Source organism: Sphingobium sp. BYY-5, from assembly GCF_022758885.1.
In the GTDB taxonomy this organism is placed as follows: domain Bacteria; phylum Pseudomonadota; class Alphaproteobacteria; order Sphingomonadales; family Sphingomonadaceae; genus Sphingobium.
In genome coordinates this window covers 1500037-1521844 of record NZ_JALEBH010000001.1, presented here as the reverse complement: position 1 = coordinate 1521844, position 21808 = coordinate 1500037, and the positions used below count along the sequence as shown (strand labels likewise).

The following is a 21808-nucleotide window of genomic DNA, read 5'->3' as shown; positions in this document are numbered from 1 at the left end:
TTGTGTCCGATTCTGGCCGTCAGCAGTCAGTCCGGTTCGCGCCTTTGTTTCACCCGGCCTTGCCCCCGCGCCCCCGCGCGCTCCCCGCCTCCAGCACCGTTTCCATCGCCACGAAGGTCGATGTGCTGGCGACATGGGGCAGGGCGCTGATCTTCTCGCCCAGCACGATGCGGTATCGCCTGATGTCCGCGGTCCGCACTTTGAGCAGATAGTCGAAATTGCTCGCCAGCATATGGCATTCCTCGACCTCCGGAATGCGTCGCACCGCCGCGTTGAAGTCGCGCAGCGCCGTCTCCCGCGTGTCGGACAGTTTCACCTCGGTAAAGGCGATATGATCCATCCCCAGCTTCGCCGGATCGACGATCGCGCGGAAACCGCGAATGACGCCTGCTTCCTGCAACCGTTTCAGCCGCACCTGGCAGGGCGTCTTGGACAGGCCGACCGATGCGGCAAGATCGGTGACGGTCATCCGTCCATCCTCGACCAGGGCGGCTATGATCCGCCGATCGAACTCATCCATATCGACTGTCTTTGGCTTTCCATCCATCCAATATGCCTAGCATAACCGACTTAATAAGTCACTTTGCCTTGATCTGGTCCATTCAAAAGACGGAACGAAATCCGGACTTCGATTATTCTGGCCGTCATGACCGACCAGCCACCCTTCGCCACATTCGCCCCCGCCATCCGGGAAGCCACCCCGCTTCGCCAGGCCATCACCGCCGCCTATCGCCGCGATGAGGCCGAAGCGCTCGCTCCCCTGATGGAGGCCGCGACCCTGCCGGACGAGACCCGCGCCGCCATCGCCGGGACCGCCCGCACCCTCGTCACCGCGCTGCGCGCCAATCACAAGGGGACGGGCGTCGAGGGGCTGGTGCAGGAATATGCGCTGTCGAGTCAGGAGGGGGTGGCGCTGATGTGCCTTGCCGAAGCGTTGCTGCGCATCCCGGATGCCGCAACCCGCGACGCGCTGATCCGCGACAAGATTGCCGATGGAGACTGGGCCGCGCATCTGGGCGGGGACAAGTCGCTGTTCGTCAACGCCGCCACCTGGGGCCTGGTCGTCACCGGCAAGCTGGTCGGCAGCGTCGATGACCGCGGCCTGGGCGCGGCGCTCACCCGCCTGGTCGCCCGCGCCGGGGAGCCGGTCATCCGCCGTGGCGTCGACCTTGCCATGCGCATGATGGGCGAACAGTTCGTCACCGGCGAGACGATCAAGGAAGCCCTCAGGCGCGCCAGGGAGATGGAGGCGAAGGGCTTCGCCTACAGTTACGACATGCTGGGTGAAGCGGCCACCACCGCCGCCGACGCCGCCCGCTATTATGCGGACTATGAACAGGCGATCCACGCCATCGGCAAGGCGTCGGCCGGGCGCGGCATCTATGCGGGGCCGGGCATCTCGATCAAGCTGTCCGCTCTCCACCCGCGCTATGTCCGCGCGCAGGCTGACCGGATGATGGCCGAACTGCTGCCCGCCGTGAAGAAGCTGGCGCAACTGTCGAAACGCTATGACATCGGCCTCAACATCGACGCGGAGGAGGCGGACCGGCTCGAACTGTCGCTCGACCTGCTCGAAAGCCTGGCGCTGGACCCGGACCTTGTCGGCTGGAACGGCCTGGGCTTCGTGGTGCAGGGCTATGGCAAGCGCTGCCCCTTCGTCATCGACTGGATCGTCGACCTCGCCCGCCGCGCCGACCGCCGCATCATGGTCCGGCTGGTCAAGGGCGCCTATTGGGACGCGGAGATCAAGCGCGCGCAGGTCGACGGCCTGCCGGACTTCCCGGTCTATACGCGCAAGGTCCATACCGACGTCGCCTATATCGCCTGCGCGCAAAAGCTGCTCGCGGCGCCCGATGCGGTTTTCCCGCAATTCGCGACGCATAATGCCCAGACGCTGGCGACCATCTATCATCTTGCCGGTCCGGACTTCGCGATCGGCCGCTACGAATTTCAGTGCCTCCACGGCATGGGCGAGCCGCTCTACGAACAGGTGGTCGGCTTGGGCAAGCTGAACCGGCCCTGCCGCATCTATGCGCCGGTCGGCACGCATGAGACCCTGCTCGCCTATCTCGTCCGCCGCCTGCTGGAAAATGGCGCGAACAGCAGCTTCGTCAACCGCATCGCCGACCCCGATGTCTCGGTGGAAGAGATGATCGCTGATCCGGTCGACGTCGTGCGCGCCATGGCCCATCCCGGCCACCGCCATGACCAGATCGCGCTGCCCACCGACCTCTATCCCGATCGCCGCAATTCGGACGGCCTCGACCTCAGCAACGAAGTGACGCTCGCCAGCCTGAACGAAGCGCTCCGGCATAGCGCCACGCTCGCCTGGACCGCCGCGCCGGCGAGCGGAGCGGGGAATGCGCATACCGTTTTCAACCCCGCCGATCATCGCGATGTGGTGGGCCGCGTCACCGAAGCGACACCCGAAGAGGCCCGCGCCGCCGCCATCCGTGCCGCCGCCAGTAGCTGGACCGAAACCCCGGTCGCCGATCGCGCCGCCGCGCTGGATCGCGCCGCCGACGCGATGCAGGCACGGATGCCGATCCTGCTCGGCCTCATCGTCCGCGAGGCGGGCAAGTCGCTACCCAACGCCATCGCCGAAGTGCGCGAGGCGATCGACTTCCTGCGCTATTACGCCGCGCAGGCGCGCAGCACCTTCGGCCCGGCGCAGGTCGCGCTTGGCCCCGTCACCTGCATCAGCCCGTGGAACTTTCCGCTCGCCATTTTTACGGGGCAAGTCGCCGCCGCGCTGGTGGCGGGCAATCCGGTGCTGGCCAAGCCCGCCGAGGAAACCCCGCTGATCGCGGCAGAGGCCATCCGCCTGCTGCACGAAGCCGGCGTCCCCGCCGACGCGCTGCAACTCCTCCCCGGCGACGGGCGGATCGGCGCCGCGCTGGTGGCCGCGCCTGAAACCGCTGCCGTCCTGTTCACCGGATCGACCGAAGTCGCCCGCCTGATCCAGCGTCAGCTCGCCACCCGCCTGTCACCCGCTGGCCGGCCTATCCCGCTGATCGCCGAGACCGGCGGCCAGAATGCGATGATCGTCGATAGCTCCGCCCTCGCCGAACAGGTGGTGGCCGACGTCATCGCCTCCGCCTTCGACAGCGCGGGGCAGCGTTGCTCGGCCTTGCGCATCCTGTGCCTGCAGGAGGATGTCGCCGACCGGACGCTGACGATGCTCAAGGGCGCGCTGGCCGAATTGCGCATCGGCCGCACCGATGCGCTCAAGGTCGATATCGGCCCGGTCATCACCGCCGAAGCGCAGGAGGGCATCGCCAGGCATATCGACGCCATGAAGGCGCTGGGCCGCAAGGTCGAACAAAGCCCGCTGCCGCTCGAAACCGCGCACGGCACCTTCGTTCCGCCCACGATTATCGAGATCGATTCGATCGCGGACCTCAGCCGCGAAGTCTTCGGCCCCGTTCTCCATGTCCTGCGCTTCAGGCGCGACCGGCTCGACGCGCTGGTGGATCAGATCAACGCCACCGGCTACGGCCTGACCTTCGGTCTTCACACCCGGCTCGACGAAACCATCGCCCGCGTGACCGCCCGTGTGAAGGTCGGCAACATCTATGTGAACCGCAACGTCATCGGCGCGATCGTCGGGGTGCAACCCTTTGGCGGCTGCGGCCTGTCGGGCACCGGTCCCAAGGCGGGCGGGCCGCTCTATCTGGGGCGTCTGGTCGCCACACCCCCGGTCTTCGCCGCCCGCGTCAGCCATCTGCGCTCGCCGCTCCATGCCTTCGCCGACTGGCTCGACAGCCAGGGTGAGGGGGATGTGGCGGTCCAGGCCCGCCGCACCGGCGACGCCTCCGCGCTGGGCGTCGAACTGACGCTGCCTGGCCCTGTGGGGGAACGCAATCTCTACGCCCTGCATCCGCGCGGCCGCATCCTGTTGCGCCCCGCGACCCGTCAGGGTCTGTTCCGTCAAATGGCCGCCGTCCTCGCCACTGGGAACAGCGGCGTGGTGCAGGGGATGACGATCCCGCCGGGCCTGCCCGCCGAGGTCGCGGCCTGCTTCAGCGCCGACGCCACCGGCCCCTACGCCGCCGTTCTGGTGGAGGGCGACGCCGCCAAGATCGCTGCGACCGCCCAGTGCGTCGCCGACCTGCCCGGCCCGATCCTGTCGGTCCATGCCGACGATCATGGCCATGGCTATTGTCTCGACTGGTTGCTGGAAGAGGTGTCCGTTTCCGTGAACACCACGGCGGCCGGCGGCAACGCCAGCCTGATGATGATCGGCTGACCCGTGGCCCCATTTCCGGAGCGCTCCGGTTAACGAAAAAATAAAGGGAAGATGCGAAGACCGGCGGAGAATCGGAGATCCGCCCTTTGCGCGCTTTGAAGACATTTCTGGGAAAGCAGGCGCGGCGGTCGGCCCAGGATGCGATTGTCCATCGCGATCTGATCGAAACGCTCTACGCTTCGCCCGCTTCCCTCACCATCGGCGCGGTGACGGGCGTCGCGGTCGGCCTGGTCGTCGTCCGCATGTCCAGCGGTATCGCGATCCATGCCGTGGTCACGCTGCTATGCCTGGTCGCGACGTTGCGGGTCGTTTCCGCCATATTCTTCCATCGCCAGCTTGTGCGCGGTACGGCGGTGGCTTCGCGTGGCTGGGAACTGGCCTATGAACTGGGCGCCTGGGTCTATGCGGGCCTGCTGGGCCTGATGGCTTTCGTGACGCTGGCCGGTTCGAACAACAGCGTCATCCATATGCTGACCGTCTCGATGGCGACCGGCTATGCCGGCGGCATTTCGGGACGCAATGCGGGCCGGGTTCAGATCGCCATCGGACAGGTCTGCCTGACCTTGCTCCCCACCGCCATTGGGCTGTGGCTCGAAGGCTCTGCCGGTTATCGCGTGCTTTCGAGCGCGATGCTGATGATGGTGCTGGGTCTGGCGGAGATCAGTTCCACCACCCATCGCATCGTCGTCCAGGCGCTGATCGGCAAGCGCGACAAGTCATTGCTGGCGGAGAAGTTCGAACGGCTCGCCCGGTTCGACAGCCTGACCGGGCTGGAAAATCGCATGGCGATGCAGATGCGGCTGCGCGACATTTTCCACACCAGTCAGAAGCGCAACGATGCGGTGGCGATCCTGTGGATGGATATTGACCGCTTCAAGGAGATCAACGATTCGCTGGGGCATATGGTCGGCGACCAGTTGCTGCGGGCGGTGGCCGAGCGGTTGAGCGACGTCGTGCAGGACCGGGGCAGAATCGCGCGGTTCGGCGGTGACGAATTTGTCATCATCTGCCCCGACACGGACCGTGTGACGGCCGCGGGCATCGCGCAGGAACTGATCGATTATTTCGCCCATGGTTTCGACCTGGGCGACAATCATCTGCAGGTCACTGCTTCGATCGGCTATGCCGTCGCGCCCCAGGACGGGCGTGACATGGACGAATTGATGCAACATGCCGACCTGGCGCTCTATGAAGCCAAGGGGGAGGGGCGCAACCGGTCCGCCAGCTTCAACTGGTCGCTCAAGGAACGCTTCAACCGCGTGCATGAGATTGAGACGGGGCTGCGCCGCGCGCTCGACGCGGGCGAACTCAAGCTGCTGTTCCAGCCGATCGTCGACCTTGCCACCGGAGAGATCGACGCCTGCGAAGCCCTGCTGCGCTGGGATCATCCGGTGCTGGGCGCGATCCCGCCGTCGGAGTTCATTCCGATCGCGGAAAATATCGGCATGATCGAGGCGATGACCGGATGGGTGCTGCATCAGGCCTGCGCCGCCGCAGCCTCCTGGCCGCGCGAGATACGCATCGCCATCAACATTTCCCCCGTGTCGCTCAAGTCGGCGGACCTGCCCGGCCATATCATCGCCGCGCTGCTGGAAACCGGGATTCCCGCGCGCCGGCTGGAACTGGAAGTCACCGAATCCATCTTCCTGGACGATAGCGGCCAGACCAACGCGATATTGCGCGAATTGCAGCGCATCGGCCTTAGGCTGGCGCTCGACGATTTTGGCACCGGCTATTCGTCGCTCTCCTATCTGCGTTCCTATCGGTTCGACACGCTGAAGGTGGACCAGAGCTTCATGGCCGGCGTCAGTGCCAATGTTGAGGATCGCGCCATCGTGCACGCGATCGGCAATCTGGCGCGTGATCTGTCGATGGATACGGTGGCCGAAGGCATCGAGACGCAGGACCAGCTTCGCCACGCGCGTGAAGCCGGCTTCACCAACGTTCAGGGCTATCTTTTCAGCCGCCCCGTGCCGAGCGAGCATATCGCCGAGATGATCGCCGCCGGCCCGCTCGCAGGAACGGGACGGCCGGACCCGATCGTCCAGACGCGCCGTCGCCGCATCTGATTTCCGGTTTTGGTTTTCCGTGATTCTCTGGGGCGGATCGACATTCAGATTAAAGCAGAAGTCTCGGCCTCATTTTCAACGTCATGCCGGACTTGATCCGGCATCCAGAGTCGCAGGCGCCGCTCTTTGTGCCCTGGATGCCGGATCAAGTCCGGCATGACGGCTTAAGAAGCAGCCGTGAATGTCGATCTGGGGACGAACCGCGTTTCCGAAACCCCTCTATCGCAGCCGGGTCTGCGCCGCTGCCAGCCGCCGCATCATGCGCAGGTCGCGATCCGACAGCGACAGCGCCGTTTCCGTCCACATCTCGACGATGTCGGTCAGTTCGGTCAGCGTCATCGGGTTCACCCGCCGCCCGGCGCGGTTGATGCCGACATAGCCGCTATGATGCGGCATATGATCCTTGATCCATCGCGCCGTCGCCGCTTCGCCATCGCCGGTGTCGACCACCTGGGTGACGATCCCCATCTCGCACATCTCGTCGGCGGTGTAGATGCGTCCGTCCGCGATCATCTGCCGCGCCAGTACCGGCCCGATCCGGCGTTGCAGGATTGAATAGGCGCCCATGCCGGGGAAAAGGCCGAACAGCACCTCCGGCAGGCCGAAGCGGGTCTGCCGCTCGGCGATGATGACATCGAAGCACATCAACGCCTCCAGCCCGCCGCCCAGCGCGTCGCCCTGGGCCAGGCCGATATTGATGATGTTCATGTCGTTGCAGTGCCAGATGCGATCGACGATCTCGCAACAGGCCACGCCATATTTCAGCAGCGCCTCTCGGTCGCGCCGCTGGATGCACTCGGCGAACATCTCCAGGTCGCCGCCCAGGTTGAATACGCCGGGAAAACGCGATCCCAGCACCATGAACTTCAACAGACCGCTCTTCCCGGCAAAGACGCGGCGGCTTTCCTGCTGCCATGCCATGGTGTCGCGAATCAGGCCCATGTTGGAATTGGGCCGCTCGATCGGGGTCATGAAGGCCCAGAGCGTGGCGAGTTCCGCGTCCCAGCGCACGTCGATCTGCCCCAGGTCGAACAGGGTGGACTGTGCGATGTCGGCGATATGTCCGCTTCCCGCGACGGACGCGCCTGATGGATGGGCGCTATCCGTGCTCGACGCCGCGCCGGATGTTCCGCCTGTGGGATGAAACTGTCCTGAATCAATCATCTGCGCCCCCGCTTTTTCATTCGGCATGAAGTGAACAGGCTGGATGACAGGATGCAATCAACCCGCGTAGGGTGCACAGCACGTTAACCATCTTTATTCCGGACTGTTGCAAAGGTGCAGCTCGGAATGCCCCGAAATCGGAGATGTTGTGGTGATAATACAACAGGCTCATGCTCGTTGATAGCCCCGTTAAGGGCTTTGTTAACCTTTGTTTCTTACCAGTTTTTTTCATGAGCCCACGCGCGATTCCCCCAAAACCGGTTACACTGATGTTGCAGAATGAGGTCGGTGTCGCATGGCCGCTGCGCCTGTCGGCCGACTGTTTGCGCTTCATCGGTCCCTATCGGCGGATAGAGGGCTTCAATATCGATGCGATGTTGCTGTTCGAAGGGGTGCGCAAGGCGGGTTGATGCTTGAATGCGCCGGGTTTCACTCCTAGAGCGCGCCGGGTGACTGAACCCCGCTTTTCCTTCTCGATCGCCGCCACCGATGGCAAGGCACGCACCGGCGCTATCCAGATGCGTCGCGGCGAAATCCGCACGCCGGCCTTCATGCCCGTGGGCACCGCCGCCACCGTCAAGGCGATGCGCCCGGCCGAGGTGCGCGCGACCGGCGCGGACATCATCCTGGGCAATACCTATCATCTGATGCTGCGCCCCGGCGCCGAACGCATGGCGCGGCTGGGCGGCCTGCACGGCTTCATGGGATGGGACCGGCCGATTCTGACCGACAGTGGCGGCTATCAGGTGATGAGCCTCAGCGCCCTGACCAAGATGAGCGAGGAGGGCGTCGCCTTCTCCAGCCATATCGACGGGTCGAAGCATATGCTGACCCCCGAACGCTCGATGGAGATCCAGCGGCTGCTCGACAGCGACATCGTCATGGCGTTCGACGAATGCACCAAGAATGGCTGCACCCATGACGAGGCGGCCCGATCGATGGAGCGGTCGATGCGCTGGGCGAAGCGCTCGCGCGACGGGTTCGACGCGGGTGGCGACCATGCGGAGCGCGCGGCCCTGTTCGGCATCCAGCAGGGATCGCTGGATGAAGGACTGCGGCGCATATCGGCGGAAAAGCTGATCGAGATCGGCTTTGACGGCTATGCCGTGGGTGGTCTGGCTGTGGGCGAGGGACAGGAGGCGATGTTTGCCACGCTCGACTTCGCGCCCGCCATGCTGCCGGTGGACAAGCCCCGCTACCTGATGGGCGTGGGCAAGCCAGACGACATTGTCGGTGCGGTCGAGCGCGGCATCGACATGTTCGACTGCGTGCTGCCGACCCGGTCGGGCCGCAACGGCCAGGCCTTCACCTGGGCCGGGCCGCTCAACATCCGCAACGCGAAGTTCGCGGAGGATATGGGACCGATCGATCCGCGCTGCGGCTGCCCGGTCTGCGCGACCTGGGGCCGCGCCTATCTGCATCATCTGGTGAAGGCGGGCGAAATGCTGGGCGCAATGCTGATGACCCAGCATAATATCCATTTCTACCAGGAACTGATGCAGGGGTTGCGCGACGCCATCGCGGCCGGCCGCCTGACCGCCTTCGCCGCTGATTTCCGCCGGGACTATCGCCGCGTCTGACGCCGGGCGCCGACAGGTTCAGGGGACAGGCTCAGGGAAGGATGGCGACGGCGATGGCGAATGACCCCGCTTCGCCGTCATAATCCAGCGGCGCGCGCAACTGGCGTGACAGGCCGGTCAGGACACGGCCATAGCGATCTTCCAGATGGCCCGTCACGTCCGGGGATGCGCACAGGCCGGGGGACAGGATGTGCAGCAGCGCGCGGTTGTGGCTGCCGGGCTGCAAATGCGCGGAAATGCGCATCTTGCCATGCGGGTCGAGCAGCATGGCCAGTTCGACAAGTTCCGTGACCAGGAAGGCGACCGGCACGGCGACATCCTGGCTGATGTGCAGATTGTCGCTGTCGATCTGGATACCGAAACGCCGGGCCTGGACGGGAGCGGTGCCGCGCAGGCTGGCGGTCAGTTCGCTGATGAGGGGCCGGATTCCGACGCCGCGATTTTCCTCCAGCTCCGCGAAATGGTTGCGATGGACGACCGAAAGCGCATCGACCCGTCGCTGGATCGATGCATAGGCTTCCACCGCCTCTGGATCATGGGCTGACCTGGCGTGCAGGTTGATGAGGCTGGCGATGATCTGCAGGTTGTTCTTGACCCGGTGATGCACTTCGCGGGTCAGCTTGCGCTGCGTTTCCAGCCCTTCGGCCATCTCGGCTTCGTGCGTGGCGACATCTTCGCTGATTTCACGAAAGGTTTCGCCCAGCGCGACGATTTCCTGCGCAGGGGTGCGCACCCGCCGCATCGGTTCCAGCACCTCGCCCGGATGGTAGTTCGCCACCGCGCGGCGCAGCAGCACCAGTGGGCGAATGAGCAGGCGATTGACCACGAACCAGCCGATTGCGGCGGCGGCGAACCACATGACCAGCGGCAAGAAGAGCGAAAGGGTGCGCGCGAGCGTCGCTGTGGGATCGCGCACGGTCATCGTCAACACCATGTCGGGTGGATCGAGTCGGGCGGACAGGCTGGTGGTGCGCCCTTCGTCCGCCGGGAAGTCCGGCTGGCTGATGGTCAGCCGCCGTTCGCCCTGGTGCAGGCTGAGCTGTCTGTTCGGCAGCGCGGTGGAAGGGTCGGCGACGCTTTCGAGATGCTGGCGCGAATAATAGATCAGCCCGACCAGGCGATTGTCCTGGCTGTGGACGCGGTTCACCAGAATGGGCGCGCCGGGCAGGAGCTGTATCGACGGGCCGCCGAAACGTTCACCTGGATCAAGCCCCTTCGGCTCCGCCCGGCTGGACCCGCAGATACGGCGTCCGGCGCGGTTATAAATATAGAAAAGTCCGCCTTCGAGATCGTTGGAGGAGAGAAGGAGGCCGAGATGGTCGCAGATACGGGTGTCCGTGCCGGTCAGATTGTTGATCGTCAGCCGCAGCGCGGTGCGATCCGACTGCATGTCGGCGCTCAGCTTGCGCGCGCTCTGCGTGACCGCGACACGCAGCAGCGCTTCCTTTTCGAGATCGGCGGTCCGGATCGCCTGAAGCGAGGCGATCAGCGCGATCAGGCCCAGCGGCAGAAGCGCGAGCGTCAGGATGAGGAACATCTTGACGCCAGTGGACCGGAAGAAGGGAGAGAGAGGCACAGTCAGTAACCGGGCCGCCGGAAGAAGGCTGCCCCTGGTCATGATGATTTCAGTCCAGTTTGCTCAGAAGATCCAGCATTTCAGCGGGAATATCCTCATCCACTGCATGCTGATAGACGGTGCGCAGCGCTTGTGAGACATGGCCTTCATCCTTGGCACCGGCGTCGCGGTTCCCGCGCGGCAAAGACGATTTCGCGTCCTTCCTGCCTCCTCCGGTCGACCGTTGTTCCGTTGTTGAAGAAACCAAAATCCGCCCCTCTGAACCAATGTCCATCACGCCAGCCTGTGCGTATTCGCGGGAATCACGTTGGACGTCAATTCACCGCGCCCGCAAAGGTTGCGAATTTCTCAATATCATCGAAAAAACCATGTCATTATGAAACAATTCCGTTTGTCGATGGTTCCGGTGCACGAAGCGTTTTTTTGGCGCTGTCGGTCAGATGGCGGTGAGAAGGGGGGTGGGGGTTGCCATTGCGGCATGGGCATTCCATCCTTGCCTTCCTCCGTCCGCGGGCCGGAGAGAGTAAGCCTGTTACGGGCTGGGAGAAGATTTGACGATGTCGCTTGGACAGAAACTCCACCCCCATCTTCCGTTCCTGCGGCGCTATGCCCGTGCGTTGACGGGCAGCCAGGCGCATGGCGACGCCTATGTCCGCGCGACATTGGAGGCGATTGTGGCGGCGCCGGAGGAATTTCCATCGGACGTTGATCCGCGCCTTGGCCTGTACAAGACCTTTCACGCCATCTGGTCGTCCTCGCATCTGGATGATGTCCCGCTGAGCGCCGGTGATGGCCGGGAAGCGATCGCCCAGGCGCGATTGGGCCGGCTGACCCCGTTGCCGCGTCAGGCGCTGCTGCTGACGGCGCTGGAAGGATTTGCGGTGGAGGACGTCGCCTATCTGGTCGGGTTGGATAGCGCCGATGTCGAAGTGCTGGTGGATGAAGCGCTGTCGGATATCGAGGCGCAGACCCGCGCCAAGGTGCTCATCATCGAAGATGAGCCGATCATCGCGATGGATATCGAGACCATCGTCCGCGACCTTGGCCATGATGTCACCGCCATTGCCGTGACGCGGGAGGATGCGGTGCGCGAAGCCATGGCCGAACGGCCGGGCCTGGTCCTTGCCGACATCCAACTTGCCGACGATTCGAGCGGGATCGATGCGGTGAAGGATATTCTCGCCGAAATCTCGGTCCCGGTGATCTTCATCACCGCTTTCCCCGAACGGCTGCTAACCGGCGAGCGGCCCGAACCCACCTTCCTTATCACAAAGCCATTCCAGCGATCGACGGTGAAGGCGGCGATTTCGCAGGCCCTGTTCTTCGATCAGGCCACGGCGCCCGCCTGAACGGCTTTTGACGAAGGGACGGAACTCCCGGTCAGCGGTTGCGTTAATGAACCGTAACGATCGGGAGAGGTGTCATGGTCGATCATGAACAGCACATCACAACCGATAAGGCGCGGGCGGGTTCCACGGAAAATGTCGTGCGTTACGTTCTCGGCATTTCTCTCGCGCTGGCGGTCATCGTGATGTTGTTGGTGCTTTGGTGATGGGGCGTGCGCTGACAAGGCGTATACAGGGCACTGAATTTTGACGATAAACGGTCTAGGATACGGGCGCACTTATGGCTTTGACGGCGTCGGCTCATACGACGAGGGCGACGGCCAGCAGGGGGGGTGTTCCCATGGATGAAGAAATTGACGGTGCGGAGGAACGGGCTGCGCTGTCGGATGGGGATTTCAAGCGGGAACTGGCCGCTGTCATCCCGCATCTCCGCGCGTTCGGCCGATCGCTTTCCGGCAACCGCGACGTCGCGGACGACCTTGTGCAGGAAACCCTGCTGAAGGCATGGGCGGCGCGGGCGCGCTTTCAGGCGGGCACCAACATGCGCGCCTGGACCTTCATCATCCTGCGCAACCATTATCTTTCGCAGATGCGGCGTTCCCGCTTCCGTGGAGACTGGGACGATCTGACCGCCGACCGCATCCTTGCCGCCCCGGCTGGGCAGGACAAGCATGTGGAACTGGGCGACATGCATCGTGCTTTGCTGCAACTGCCCCAGCCGCAGCGCGAAGCGCTGATCCTGGTCGGTGCGGGCGGTTTCGCCTATGAGGAAGCCGCCGAAATCTGTGGTGTCGCCGTGGGTACGATCAAGAGCCGGGTCGCGCGTGGTCGCGCCGCGCTGGAACAGATAATGGAGAATGGCGACCTTCCGTCGCGCCGCAGCCAGGAAACCACCGAAGGCGCGGTGCTCGACGAGATCATGGAGGATGTCGATCGCCTGAGCCGCGGCGCCGAAAGCCGTCTGGACAAGGAGGACTGAGTCTGTTCGCGGAGGAGCGCTTTTCTAGGGCGGATCGACATTCAGGCTGAAGCTCCATTTTCTGCGTCATCCTGGGCTTGACCCAGGATACAGAGTCGTAAGTGCGGCCCTTTGTGGCCCTGGATGCCGGATCAGGTCCGGCATGACGGAGTAGGAGCGGCCAAATGAGGCTGGTGCGGCGGCGCATTGCCGCACAGACGCTGACGGCCGGAACATTTTGGCGCAGCGCTTGGTTGTTCGCGGAGGAGGAGAAGCGACATGGGCGAAGATCCCCTTGCCCCGCGGGAGCCGCCGAAGGGCGACGAGCAACCGGGGCGGCCATATGGCGGCAGTATCGTCTTCATACTGGTGGCGCTGGCGCTGATCCTGGCGATCGCCTTCTTCTACATCACCAATGGCAACCGGAGCGGGCGTCAGGCGGACCAGGTGACGGAGCCGGTCGACAATGCGGACAATGCCGTTTCGGTCGTCGCCGACGCCGCGAAGAATGCGGCGGACACGTTGCTTAACAATAATTGATGTCATCGGCATGAGCCGGTGAAAGTCGGTTCCGCCGACAGATTTCGCCTGATTCAGACTTTCTTCGTCATTTTCGGACAGAGTGCGCAGCGTCGGATTTCCTTACAGCCGCTGTAAGGCGTTGTCCGGCGCAACCCGGGATTCGCTGTCGAACGACGGTGGGAAGCAAGCGCGACGATGATCAGGCTGTTCAAACATTATGTGCCGCACGCTGTGCTGCTGCTGGGGCTGTTCGATTTCCTGCTGCTGCTCGGGGCGGCGGAAGCGGGCTGGATCATGCGCGCGCAGCAGATCGGCATGACGGTCGATCATGTCGTCACCCGCATGGGACCGCTGCTCAGCTTCGCGCTGGCGATCCAGACGGCGATGATCGCCGTGGGCGTCTATGGCCCCGAAGCGCTCCAGTCGATCCGCTTCGCCTTTGCCCGGCTGCTGGTCGCGGTGTCGCTGGGGGTGATCTTCCAGTCGGTCCTCTATTTCCTGCTGCCGGGGATGACGCTCTGGCGGTCCAATTCGCTCTACGCCATGGGTCTGGCGCTGTCGCTGCTCGTCCTGGCGCGGCTGCTGCTCGGCTCGATGCTGGGTGGCGAGGTGTTCAAGCGGCGGCTGGTGGTGCTGGGCGCGGGCAATCGCGCCGACCGCATCCGCGAACTGGAGCGCCGGAAAGGCTCCGGTTTCCTCGTCGTCGGCTATATCGCGATGAATGACGGCGCGCAGGTGATTGCGGAGGCGATCAACCGCAACGCCGTCTATAATCTCTCCGATTTCGTGGTGCGCCTGAACGCCAGCGAAGTCGTGCTGGCGCTGGAGGAACGGCGCAACTCAGTCCCCATGTCCGATCTGCTCCGCATCAAGACGACGGGCGTCCATGTGAACGATCTTTCCAGCTTTCTGGAGCGGGAAACCGGCCGCGTCGACCTGGCCAGCGTCAATCCGAGCTGGCTGATCTTCTCCGACGGCTTTTCCGCCGGTCGCCGCCTGTCCAGCATCGCCAAGCGGCTGTTCGACATCGCCGCCAGCTCGATCCTGCTGCTGCTGACCGGTCCCATCATCCTGCTTGCCGCATTGCTGGTGAAGCTTTCCAGCAAGGGGCCGGCCTTCTACCGCCAGCAGCGCGTCGGTCTTTACGGCCAGGAATTCTGGATCGTGAAACTGCGCACCATGCGCCAGGACGCGGAAATCGCCGGTCAGGCGGTATGGGCGGAAAAGGACGATCCGCGCATCACGCGCCTGGGCTATTGGCTGCGCAAGCTGCGCATCGACGAATTGCCGCAGACCTGGACGGTGCTGAAGGGGGAGATGAGCTTCGTCGGCCCGCGCCCGGAGCGCCGCCAGTTCGTCGAGGATCTGGAGCAGCATCTGCGCTATTATGCCGAACGCCATATGGTGAAGCCCGGCATCACCGGCTGGGCGCAGATCAACTATCCCTATGGCGCGTCGATCGAGGATAGCCGGCACAAGCTGGAATATGATCTCTATTACGCCAAGAATTACACGCCCTTCCTCGACCTGTTGATCCTGCTCCAGACGGTGCGGGTCGTCCTCTGGCCCGACGGCGCGCGCTGAGGGGCGGGACGTGGGCGTGCTCCTTCAATTTGTCGGCGACTGGGGCCATGCGCTGGCAGCGGTGCTGTTCGCCGCGCTGGGCATCTTCCTGCTGCGACGGCGCGCGGAGGCGGTCGAGCTGCGGATGTTGGCCGTCGCCTTGCTGCTCACCGCCTGCTGGGCGCTCTACGTCTCCTTCGGCGGCGTGTCGAAGCCGTTGTCGGGGGCTGGCGAAAGCATTCGCAACGCGGCCTGGCTGCTGGCGATGTTCGTCATGCTCCGGCGCGGCCCGGCGGGGCGCTCCGGTGCGATCGGCGCAGTCGCGGCGGTTTATGCGGCGGTCGCCGGGCTAGTCCTGCTACAGACCTTCATCGACCTTAGCTGGCGCCAGTTGCCCGTCGACAGCGACATGCACCATGCGCTCGTCACCTGTTCGCTGATCCTGCGGATGATGACCGCGATCGGATGCCTGCTGCTGGTCCATCACCTCTATAGCGCATGGCCCCTGCGCGAGCGGGGGCGGATGTCGCTGCTGCTCGGCGCGCTCGCGGCGATGTGGACCTATGACCTCAATCTCTATGCGCTCTGCTATATCGTTCCCAACCGGGTGAGCGAACTTTACGCCCTGCGCGGCCTGTTGATGTCGCTGCTCGCGCCGGTCATCGCGGTTGGCGTGCGCAAGGACATGGCCGGGCGGCTGCAATTGTCGCGGACGCTCACCGTCCAGTCGCTCTCCATCTTCGCGGTCGCCCTGTATGTCGTCATGCTGACGGCGGCGGCGGTGCTGATCGAGCTGATCGCCGGTCCCTATGCCCGGCTGGTGGAGATCGGCGCGGTCTTCTTCACTGCCGTCACCGCGCTGGTGCTGCTGCCCTCGCCGCAGATGCGGGCGCTGTGGAAGGTGCAGGTGGCCAAGCATTTCTTCCAGCATCGCTATGACTATCGTACCGAATGGATGCGCTTTGGCGAGACGATCGGCCGTCCCGGCGAAGACCCCGCGCCGCTGGGCCAGCGCGTGGCGAAGGCGGTGGCCGACATCACTGAATCCCCCGCCGCCATCCTGCTGCTGCGCGACGAGCGGGGTGGTCTGGCCTTCGAAACGCACTGGAACTGGAGCGGCGACCTGCCCCAGGCCGCGACCCTGGCGCCCGAACTGGTCGCCCGGCTGGAGGAAAGCACATGGATCATCGACCTGGGCAAGGCCGATCATGCGTATCGCCTGCCCGACTGGCTGCGGCAGGACCGCCGCATGTGGGCGCTGGCGCCGCTGATCCATTATGGCCGGCTGATCGGGGCGATCCTGCTGGCGCGTCCCCCCATCGACCGGCGGCTCGACTGGGAGGATTTCGACATGCTGCGGGCGGCGGGACGGCAGGCCGCAACCTATATCAGCGAGGCGCAGGGCCAGCAGGCGCTCGCCGACGCGCAACGGTTCGACGAGTTCAACCGCCGCTTCGCCTTCATCATCCATGACGTGAAGAATCTGGTCAGCCAGCTTTCGCTGCTCGCCCGCAATGCCGAACGTCATGCCGACAATCCGCAATTCCGCGCCGACATGGTGCTGACGCTCAAGGAGTCGGTCGGCAAGATGAACGACATGCTGGCCCGGCTGTCGCAGCATAATAAGGGCCGGCCCGAAGAACCGCGCCCGATGGCGCTGCGCGACCTGTTGGGCCAGGTGGCGCGGACCCGCGCCCGCCAGCATCCGGTACATGTCACGGGCGACGCCCCCATGGCGGTCGCCGATTCCGCCCGCGTGGAGCAGATAGTGATCCACCTGATGCAGAATGCCATCGACGCCAGCCCACCCGACAGCCCGGTGGAATTGCGCCTGTCCGCCGACGATCGCGACGCCATCGTGGAGGTTATCGACAAGGGACGGGGCATGAGCGCCGACTATGTTCGCCGCGACCTGTTCAAGCCCTTTTCCTCCAGCAAGGCGGGCGGTTTCGGCCTTGGCGCCTTCGAGGCGCGCAGCCTGGCCGAGGCGATGGGCGGCCGGATAGAGGTGGAAAGCCAGCCTGGGCTGGGCAGTCGCTTTACCCTGCGCCTGCCGCTGGCGTCCCGCATAGACAAAAGAGAAAAGGCCGCCTGATGAGCGACATCCGCCCCAAATTGCTGATCGTGGAGGATGATCCGGGCCTGCAACGGCAATTGCGATGGGCCTATGAGGATTATCAGCTCTTCATCGCCGGCGACCGTCAGGAAGCGATCGAGATGCTGCACGCCGAGGCGCCCGACGTGGTGACGCTGGACCTGGGGCTGCCGCCCGATCCCGACGGCACCAGCGAGGGGTTCGCCACGCTGGCGGAGATGCTGAAGGTCAAGCCCGATACCAAGGTGATCGTCGCGTCCGGCCATGGTGCGCGCGAAAGCGCGCTGGATGCGATCGCGGGCGGCGCCTATGATTTCTACCAGAAACCGGTCGATATCGACGAACTGGGCCTGATCGTTCGCCGTGCCTTCCACGTTCATGCGCTGGAGCGGGAGAATTTGCGCCTCGCCGAGACCGCGCCGGACGATTGTCGGGTGTTGGGCCGCCTCATCACCGGCGCGCCCGAAATGATGAAGGTCGCCCGCACCATCGAGCGGGTCGCCCATGCCGACGTTTCCGTCCTGCTGCTGGGCGCGAGCGGCACCGGCAAGGAATTGCTGGCGCAGGGGCTGCATGACGCCAGCCCGCGCCGCAAGCAGGCCTTCGTCGCGATCAACTGCGCCGCCATTCCGGAGACGCTGCTGGAATCCGAATTGTTCGGGCATGAAAAGGGCGCGTTTACCGGCGCGATCAAGACCACGCCCGGCAAGATCGAACAGGCGCAGGGCGGCACGCTCTTCCTGGACGAGGTCGGCGACATCCCGCTTCCCCTGCAAGTGAAGCTGCTGCGTTTCCTGCAAGAGCGGGTGATCGAGCGGATCGGCGGGCGTCAGCCCATTGCGGTCGATACCCGCATCGTCTGCGCCACCCACCAGAATCTGGAGGAGATGATCGCGGCCAGCAGCTTCCGCGAGGATCTCTATTATCGTCTCGCTGAAATCGTCGTGCGCATCCCCGCGCTCAAGGAGCGGCCCGGCGACCCGGCGCTGCTGGCGCGGCATTTCCTGACGCGCTTCACCCGCGATATGAACCCGCAGGTCAAAGGCCTTGCGCCGGACGCGCTCGCCGCGCTCGACGCCTGGGCCTGGCCCGGCAATGTCCGCGAGCTGGAAAACCGCATGAAGCGGGCGATCATCATGGCGGACGGCAAGCTCATCACCGCCGCCGACCTTGATCTGGACGACGACCGGCTGGAGGGGACCTGCGTGGTGAACCTCAAGGCCGCGCGCGAAATGGCCGACCGCCGCGCCATCCGCCACGCCATCGCCCGCACCGGCGGCAATATCTCCAACGCGGCGAAGATATTGGGGATCAGCCGCCCGACGCTCTACGATTTGCTCAAGCAATATCAGATGCAGAACTGAGCCATGCGCCGGTCCCGCCTCTTCCTGCTAACCGGTGCGGCGGCCTTGCTGCTGGGCGGCGCGGGCCTGTGGCAATGGCGCGCGCATGAGCGGGACGGCAGTGCGGCGCTGGCCCGTGGCCTCGCCGCGCTGGACAAGGGGGACGCCCGCAGCGCGCGGGTCGAATTGATGAATGCGATCAAGCGCCATCCCGGCCGGGCGCAGGCCCATGCCGCGCAGGCGCGCGCGCTGGCCGAACTGGGCGACGGCGCCGGTGCGCAGGCGGAAGTGGAACGCGCCCGCGCGCTTGGCTGGCCCGCTGCTCAAAGCCGTGCCGTGATGGCGCAGGCACTGTTGTTGCAGGGCGATCTGGACGGCGCGCTGCGCGAGGCGCAGGCACCGGACGTGCCGCAGGCATCCGCCGTCGAGGCGGCGCGTGTGGTCGCGCGCGCCTCTCTGGCGAAGGGTGATCCGGACAGCGCGCGGGCGGCGCTGGAGCGGGCCCTGGCGATCGCCCCCGATGATGCGGAAAACTGGATCGACCTCAGCCGGTTCCGCCTGGCGACCGGCGACCAGGCGGGGGCGATCCAGGCCGCCGACCGGGCGGTGGCGATCGCGCCGGCCAATGCCAGGGGGCTGACCCTGCGCGGCGAGTTGATCCGCGCCCAATATGGCCTGACCGCCGCCTTGCCCTGGTTCGATCGCGCGCTGGCTGCCAATCCGGATTCCCTGCCCGCGCTGGAGCAATATGCCGCGACGCTTGCCGATGCGGGACAGGCGAGCAAGGCGCTCAGCCTGTCGCGCCGTATCCTGGCGCTCGATCCGTCCAACCCGCGCGCCTGGATGATCCAGGCGGTGATGGCGGCGCGAGCGGGCAAGGCGGATCTGGCTCGTGCCCTGCTGGATCGCACGCGCGGGCGGCTGGATAGCGAGCCGGCGACGCAGTTGCTGCGCGGCGTGCTGCATCTGGAGGATGGCAATGCGGTGCTCGCCACCGATGCGCTCGCGCCGCTGGTCGATGCGCAGCCGGACAACCGCACCGCCCGCATCCTGCTGGGCCGGGCCTATTATCTGAACGGTGATTTCGCCACGGCCGCCGCCACGATCGCGCCGATCGTCGCCCAGCGGGACGCCGATCCCTATGCGCTGACGCTGGCCGCCCGTGCGCAGGAGGGCATGGGCAATCGCGCCATGGCCGCCGACATGCTCGCCCGCGCCGACTGGCCGGTTCGCGCGGCCGCCGATCCGTTCGCCAGCCCGCATGACGCCATGCTGGCGAACGGTCCCGCGCCTGCCGACGCCACAACCGCACGCGGCAATATCCCCTATATCCGTGCGCTGCTCAGCACCGGCCGGGCGGGTGATGCCGTTGCGCGCGCCCGGCTGCTCAGCCGCGCCAATCCCGGCGCGCCTGCCGCCTGGCTGATCCTGGGGGATGCGTTGGGCGCGGCGAGCCAGCCAAGGGACGCCGCGCGCGCCTATGAGAGCGCCGCCAATATCCGTTTCGACCGGGACGCCGCGCTGCGCCTTGCCGCCGCCTGGGGCAGGGCGGGCAACCCCGCCCGCGCCGCTCAGGTGGTGCAGATTTTTCTGGCGCAGAACCCCAATGACGTGGAGGCGCAGCGCCTTGCCGCCGATATTGCCGCCCAGGCGCAGGACTGGCGCAGTGCGCTGCGGATGCTGCGCGCCGTCCGCGCCCGGATCGGCGACAATGACGCGGTGCTGATGGCCGACCTCGCCCGCGCGGCGCTGGAAAGCGGGGATCGCACGACCGCGCGCGCCTATGCCGCCCATGCCTATCGGCTGATGCCCGGCAACCCGATGACCGCCGACATGCTCGGCTGGGTGCTGCTGCGTACCGGTGAGAAGGGACCGGCCGCCGTCGATCTGCTGGAAAAGGCAGTGGCGCTGGCGCCGGGCGCGCCCGCGCTCCAGATGCATCTGGGGCAGGCCTATATTGCGGCGGGACGCAAGGGGGAGGCGAAGCTGGCGCTGGGCCGCGCGGCGGCGGTGGCGGGGTTTGACGGACGTCGGGAAGCTATGGACGCGCTGGCGGCGCTGTAAATTCGTGATTGCGAGCAGAGCGGGCTGTGCGAAAATCCTCCCCTGTAAGGTTCAGCAGAGGCACGTGACTCTGCTGAAGGGGACCACGAAGTGGTGGAGGGGTGTCCCGCTATCGATGGGGTGACACCCCTCCGTCTGGCTTCGCCAGCCACCTCCCCTTACAGGGGAGGATGATACATACAGGGGGGATGAAGAAATTCAGGCCTTCGCCAGGTCCAGTTCGTCGATCCGCAGGCCCAGCCGCTTGATCTGCGCCGCGACCGGGGGCCATATTGTTTCCAGGAAACGTTCGCGTTCGGCGCTGCGCAGGCGGCGGGTGGCGCCGTCGGCGACGAACATGCCGACACCGCGTTTCACCACCACCAGACCGTCATCCTGAAAGCTCTGATAAGCCTTGGCCACCGTCAGCGGATTGGCCCCCTGCGCCGCCGCGAAGGCGCGCACCGAGGGGAGCAGGTCGCCATCGGAAAATTCCCCATCCAGGATGGAGGCGGCAATGATCTCCCGCAGGCGGAGATAGACGGGTTTGGATTCGTCAGCCATGGTGCATCAGTGCCATAATACAGCCATGGGGGTCAACCCATGACATTGCGTAAGTCCTTTTGTCTGCGTAATTATCTGTCCCAAACGGATATGGTCGCGTCATAATCTGGCCGGGGCCGTTCTTCCTGCGGTTTGCCCGGAGTCCCGATGAAGACGAAGCCGGCGATCTTCTCGCCCTCCCGACCGAAGGCGGCGCGCACATCTTCATTATAGCTCGGCCAGCCGGTGAGCCAGCCGCCGGCAAAACCCAGCGCATGGGTGGCATGAAGCAGGTTCATGATCGCCGCGCCCGCCGACAATTCCTGTTCCCAGACCGGGATCTTGCTGCCCGCGACCGGCGCGGAGAGCGCTACCACCAGGACCGGCGCCTGATGCGCGAACTGGTGCATCGCCTCGATCTCCAGCCGTCCGGCGTCGGGCTTTTCGGCGCGATAGGCCGTTTCCAGCAAATCGCCCAGCGCCGCCCGCTTTTCCAGCGGCACGATCACGAAGCGCCAGGGCGCCAGCTTGCCATGGTCGGGCGTGCGCAGCGCAACGTCCAATATCTGCCGCAACTGGCCGTCGTCGGGGCCGGGCGCGACGAGGTCGCGGGGCTTGCCGGAACGGCGGGTCTGAAGCAGGGCGAGCGGGCTGGAACGGTCGTTGAACATCGGTTGCCAGATGGGCTGCGACCGCGCCGGGCGCAAGGGGCAAGGCACGATTCCGATCGCTCCAGGCGCGCTTTGACTCGCGCCGC

At 65.3% G+C, this 21808-nt stretch carries 18 protein-coding genes; 12 read left to right on the top strand and 6 right to left on the bottom strand.

Going from position 1 to position 21808, the window contains the following annotated elements:
- Positions 1-49: 49 nt before the first annotated feature.
- A complete protein-coding gene (locus tag MOK15_RS07275) occupies positions 50-547 on the bottom strand; it encodes an Lrp/AsnC family transcriptional regulator (RefSeq protein WP_242930986.1) in 498 nt (165 codons plus the stop codon).
- Positions 548-646: 99 nt separating this feature from the next.
- Here MOK15_RS07275 and putA point away from each other — a divergent pair, with 99 nt between their 5' ends.
- Both putA and MOK15_RS07265 read left to right on the top strand, forming a co-directional pair.
- Positions 647-4249: a trifunctional transcriptional regulator/proline dehydrogenase/L-glutamate gamma-semialdehyde dehydrogenase gene (gene putA, locus MOK15_RS07270; RefSeq protein ID WP_242930985.1), complete on the top strand. Its 3603-nt coding sequence runs from the start codon at positions 647-649 to the stop codon at positions 4247-4249.
- 86 nt (positions 4250-4335) lie between these two features.
- Positions 4336-6318: an EAL domain-containing protein gene (locus tag MOK15_RS07265; RefSeq protein ID WP_242930984.1), complete on the top strand. Its 1983-nt coding sequence runs from the start codon at positions 4336-4338 to the stop codon at positions 6316-6318.
- Positions 6319-6537: 219 nt separating this feature from the next.
- Here MOK15_RS07265 and MOK15_RS07260 read toward each other — a convergent pair whose 3' ends face one another.
- The gene (locus tag MOK15_RS07260) at positions 6538-7482 is read right to left on the bottom strand and encodes a crotonase/enoyl-CoA hydratase family protein (protein ID WP_242930983.1); all 945 of its coding nucleotides are present in this window, start codon (positions 7480-7482) and stop codon (positions 6538-6540) included.
- A 230-nt stretch (positions 7483-7712) separates the two neighbouring features.
- Here MOK15_RS07260 and MOK15_RS07255 point away from each other — a divergent pair, with 230 nt between their 5' ends.
- Both MOK15_RS07255 and tgt read left to right on the top strand, forming a co-directional pair.
- Positions 7713-7892, top strand: coding sequence for a hypothetical protein (locus MOK15_RS07255; protein ID WP_347567183.1), 180 nt, complete (start codon positions 7713-7715; stop codon positions 7890-7892).
- Between the two features lie 39 nt (positions 7893-7931).
- Entirely contained in the window at positions 7932-9062 is a 1131-nt protein-coding gene (gene tgt / locus MOK15_RS07250; protein ID WP_242930981.1) for a tRNA guanosine(34) transglycosylase Tgt, read from the top strand.
- 31 nt (positions 9063-9093) lie between these two features.
- Here tgt and MOK15_RS07245 read toward each other — a convergent pair whose 3' ends face one another.
- Positions 9094-10599, bottom strand: a complete 1506-nt coding sequence (locus tag MOK15_RS07245; RefSeq protein WP_242932670.1) for a sensor histidine kinase — start codon at positions 10597-10599, stop codon at positions 9094-9096.
- A gap of 88 nt (positions 10600-10687) precedes the next feature.
- Entirely contained in the window at positions 10688-10912 is a 225-nt protein-coding gene (locus MOK15_RS07240) for a NepR family anti-sigma factor (RefSeq protein ID WP_242930980.1), read from the bottom strand.
- 283 nt (positions 10913-11195) lie between these two features.
- Here MOK15_RS07240 and MOK15_RS07235 point away from each other — a divergent pair, with 283 nt between their 5' ends.
- From MOK15_RS07235 to MOK15_RS07205, 8 genes are all read left to right on the top strand, one after another.
- Positions 11196-11987: a response regulator gene (locus MOK15_RS07235; RefSeq protein ID WP_242932669.1), complete on the top strand. Its 792-nt coding sequence runs from the start codon at positions 11196-11198 to the stop codon at positions 11985-11987.
- 74 nt (positions 11988-12061) lie between these two features.
- Positions 12062-12190, top strand: coding sequence for a hypothetical protein (locus MOK15_RS21865; protein WP_278254129.1), 129 nt, complete (start codon positions 12062-12064; stop codon positions 12188-12190).
- A gap of 134 nt (positions 12191-12324) precedes the next feature.
- Positions 12325-12963: a sigma-70 family RNA polymerase sigma factor gene (locus MOK15_RS07230; protein ID WP_242930979.1), complete on the top strand. Its 639-nt coding sequence runs from the start codon at positions 12325-12327 to the stop codon at positions 12961-12963.
- A gap of 258 nt (positions 12964-13221) precedes the next feature.
- Positions 13222-13482, top strand: coding sequence for a hypothetical protein (locus tag MOK15_RS07225; protein WP_242930978.1), 261 nt, complete (start codon positions 13222-13224; stop codon positions 13480-13482).
- Between the two features lie 177 nt (positions 13483-13659).
- Positions 13660-15048 carry a TIGR03013 family XrtA/PEP-CTERM system glycosyltransferase gene (locus MOK15_RS07220; protein WP_242930977.1) on the top strand — a complete coding sequence of 463 codons (1389 nt, stop codon included), beginning with the start codon at positions 13660-13662 and terminating at the stop codon, positions 15046-15048.
- Positions 15049-15058: 10 nt separating this feature from the next.
- Positions 15059-17122: an XrtA/PEP-CTERM system histidine kinase PrsK gene (prsK, locus tag MOK15_RS07215; RefSeq protein ID WP_242930976.1), complete on the top strand. Its 2064-nt coding sequence runs from the start codon at positions 15059-15061 to the stop codon at positions 17120-17122.
- The gene (gene prsR, locus MOK15_RS07210; protein WP_242930975.1) at positions 17122-18486 is read left to right on the top strand and encodes a PEP-CTERM-box response regulator transcription factor; all 1365 of its coding nucleotides are present in this window, start codon (positions 17122-17124) and stop codon (positions 18484-18486) included. Before prsK ends, prsR begins: the two co-directional genes overlap by 1 nt.
- Positions 18487-18489: 3 nt before the next feature.
- Entirely contained in the window at positions 18490-20529 is a 2040-nt protein-coding gene (locus tag MOK15_RS07205; protein ID WP_242930974.1) for a tetratricopeptide repeat protein, read from the top strand.
- Between the two features lie 198 nt (positions 20530-20727).
- On the opposite strand, the gene MOK15_RS07200 is transcribed toward MOK15_RS07205, so the two are convergent.
- A complete protein-coding gene (locus MOK15_RS07200) occupies positions 20728-21072 on the bottom strand; it encodes a GntR family transcriptional regulator (RefSeq protein WP_242930973.1) in 345 nt (114 codons plus the stop codon).
- Between the two features lie 71 nt (positions 21073-21143).
- The gene (locus MOK15_RS07195) at positions 21144-21722 is read right to left on the bottom strand and encodes a nitroreductase (RefSeq protein ID WP_242930972.1); all 579 of its coding nucleotides are present in this window, start codon (positions 21720-21722) and stop codon (positions 21144-21146) included.
- Positions 21723-21808: the final 86 nt, after the last annotated feature.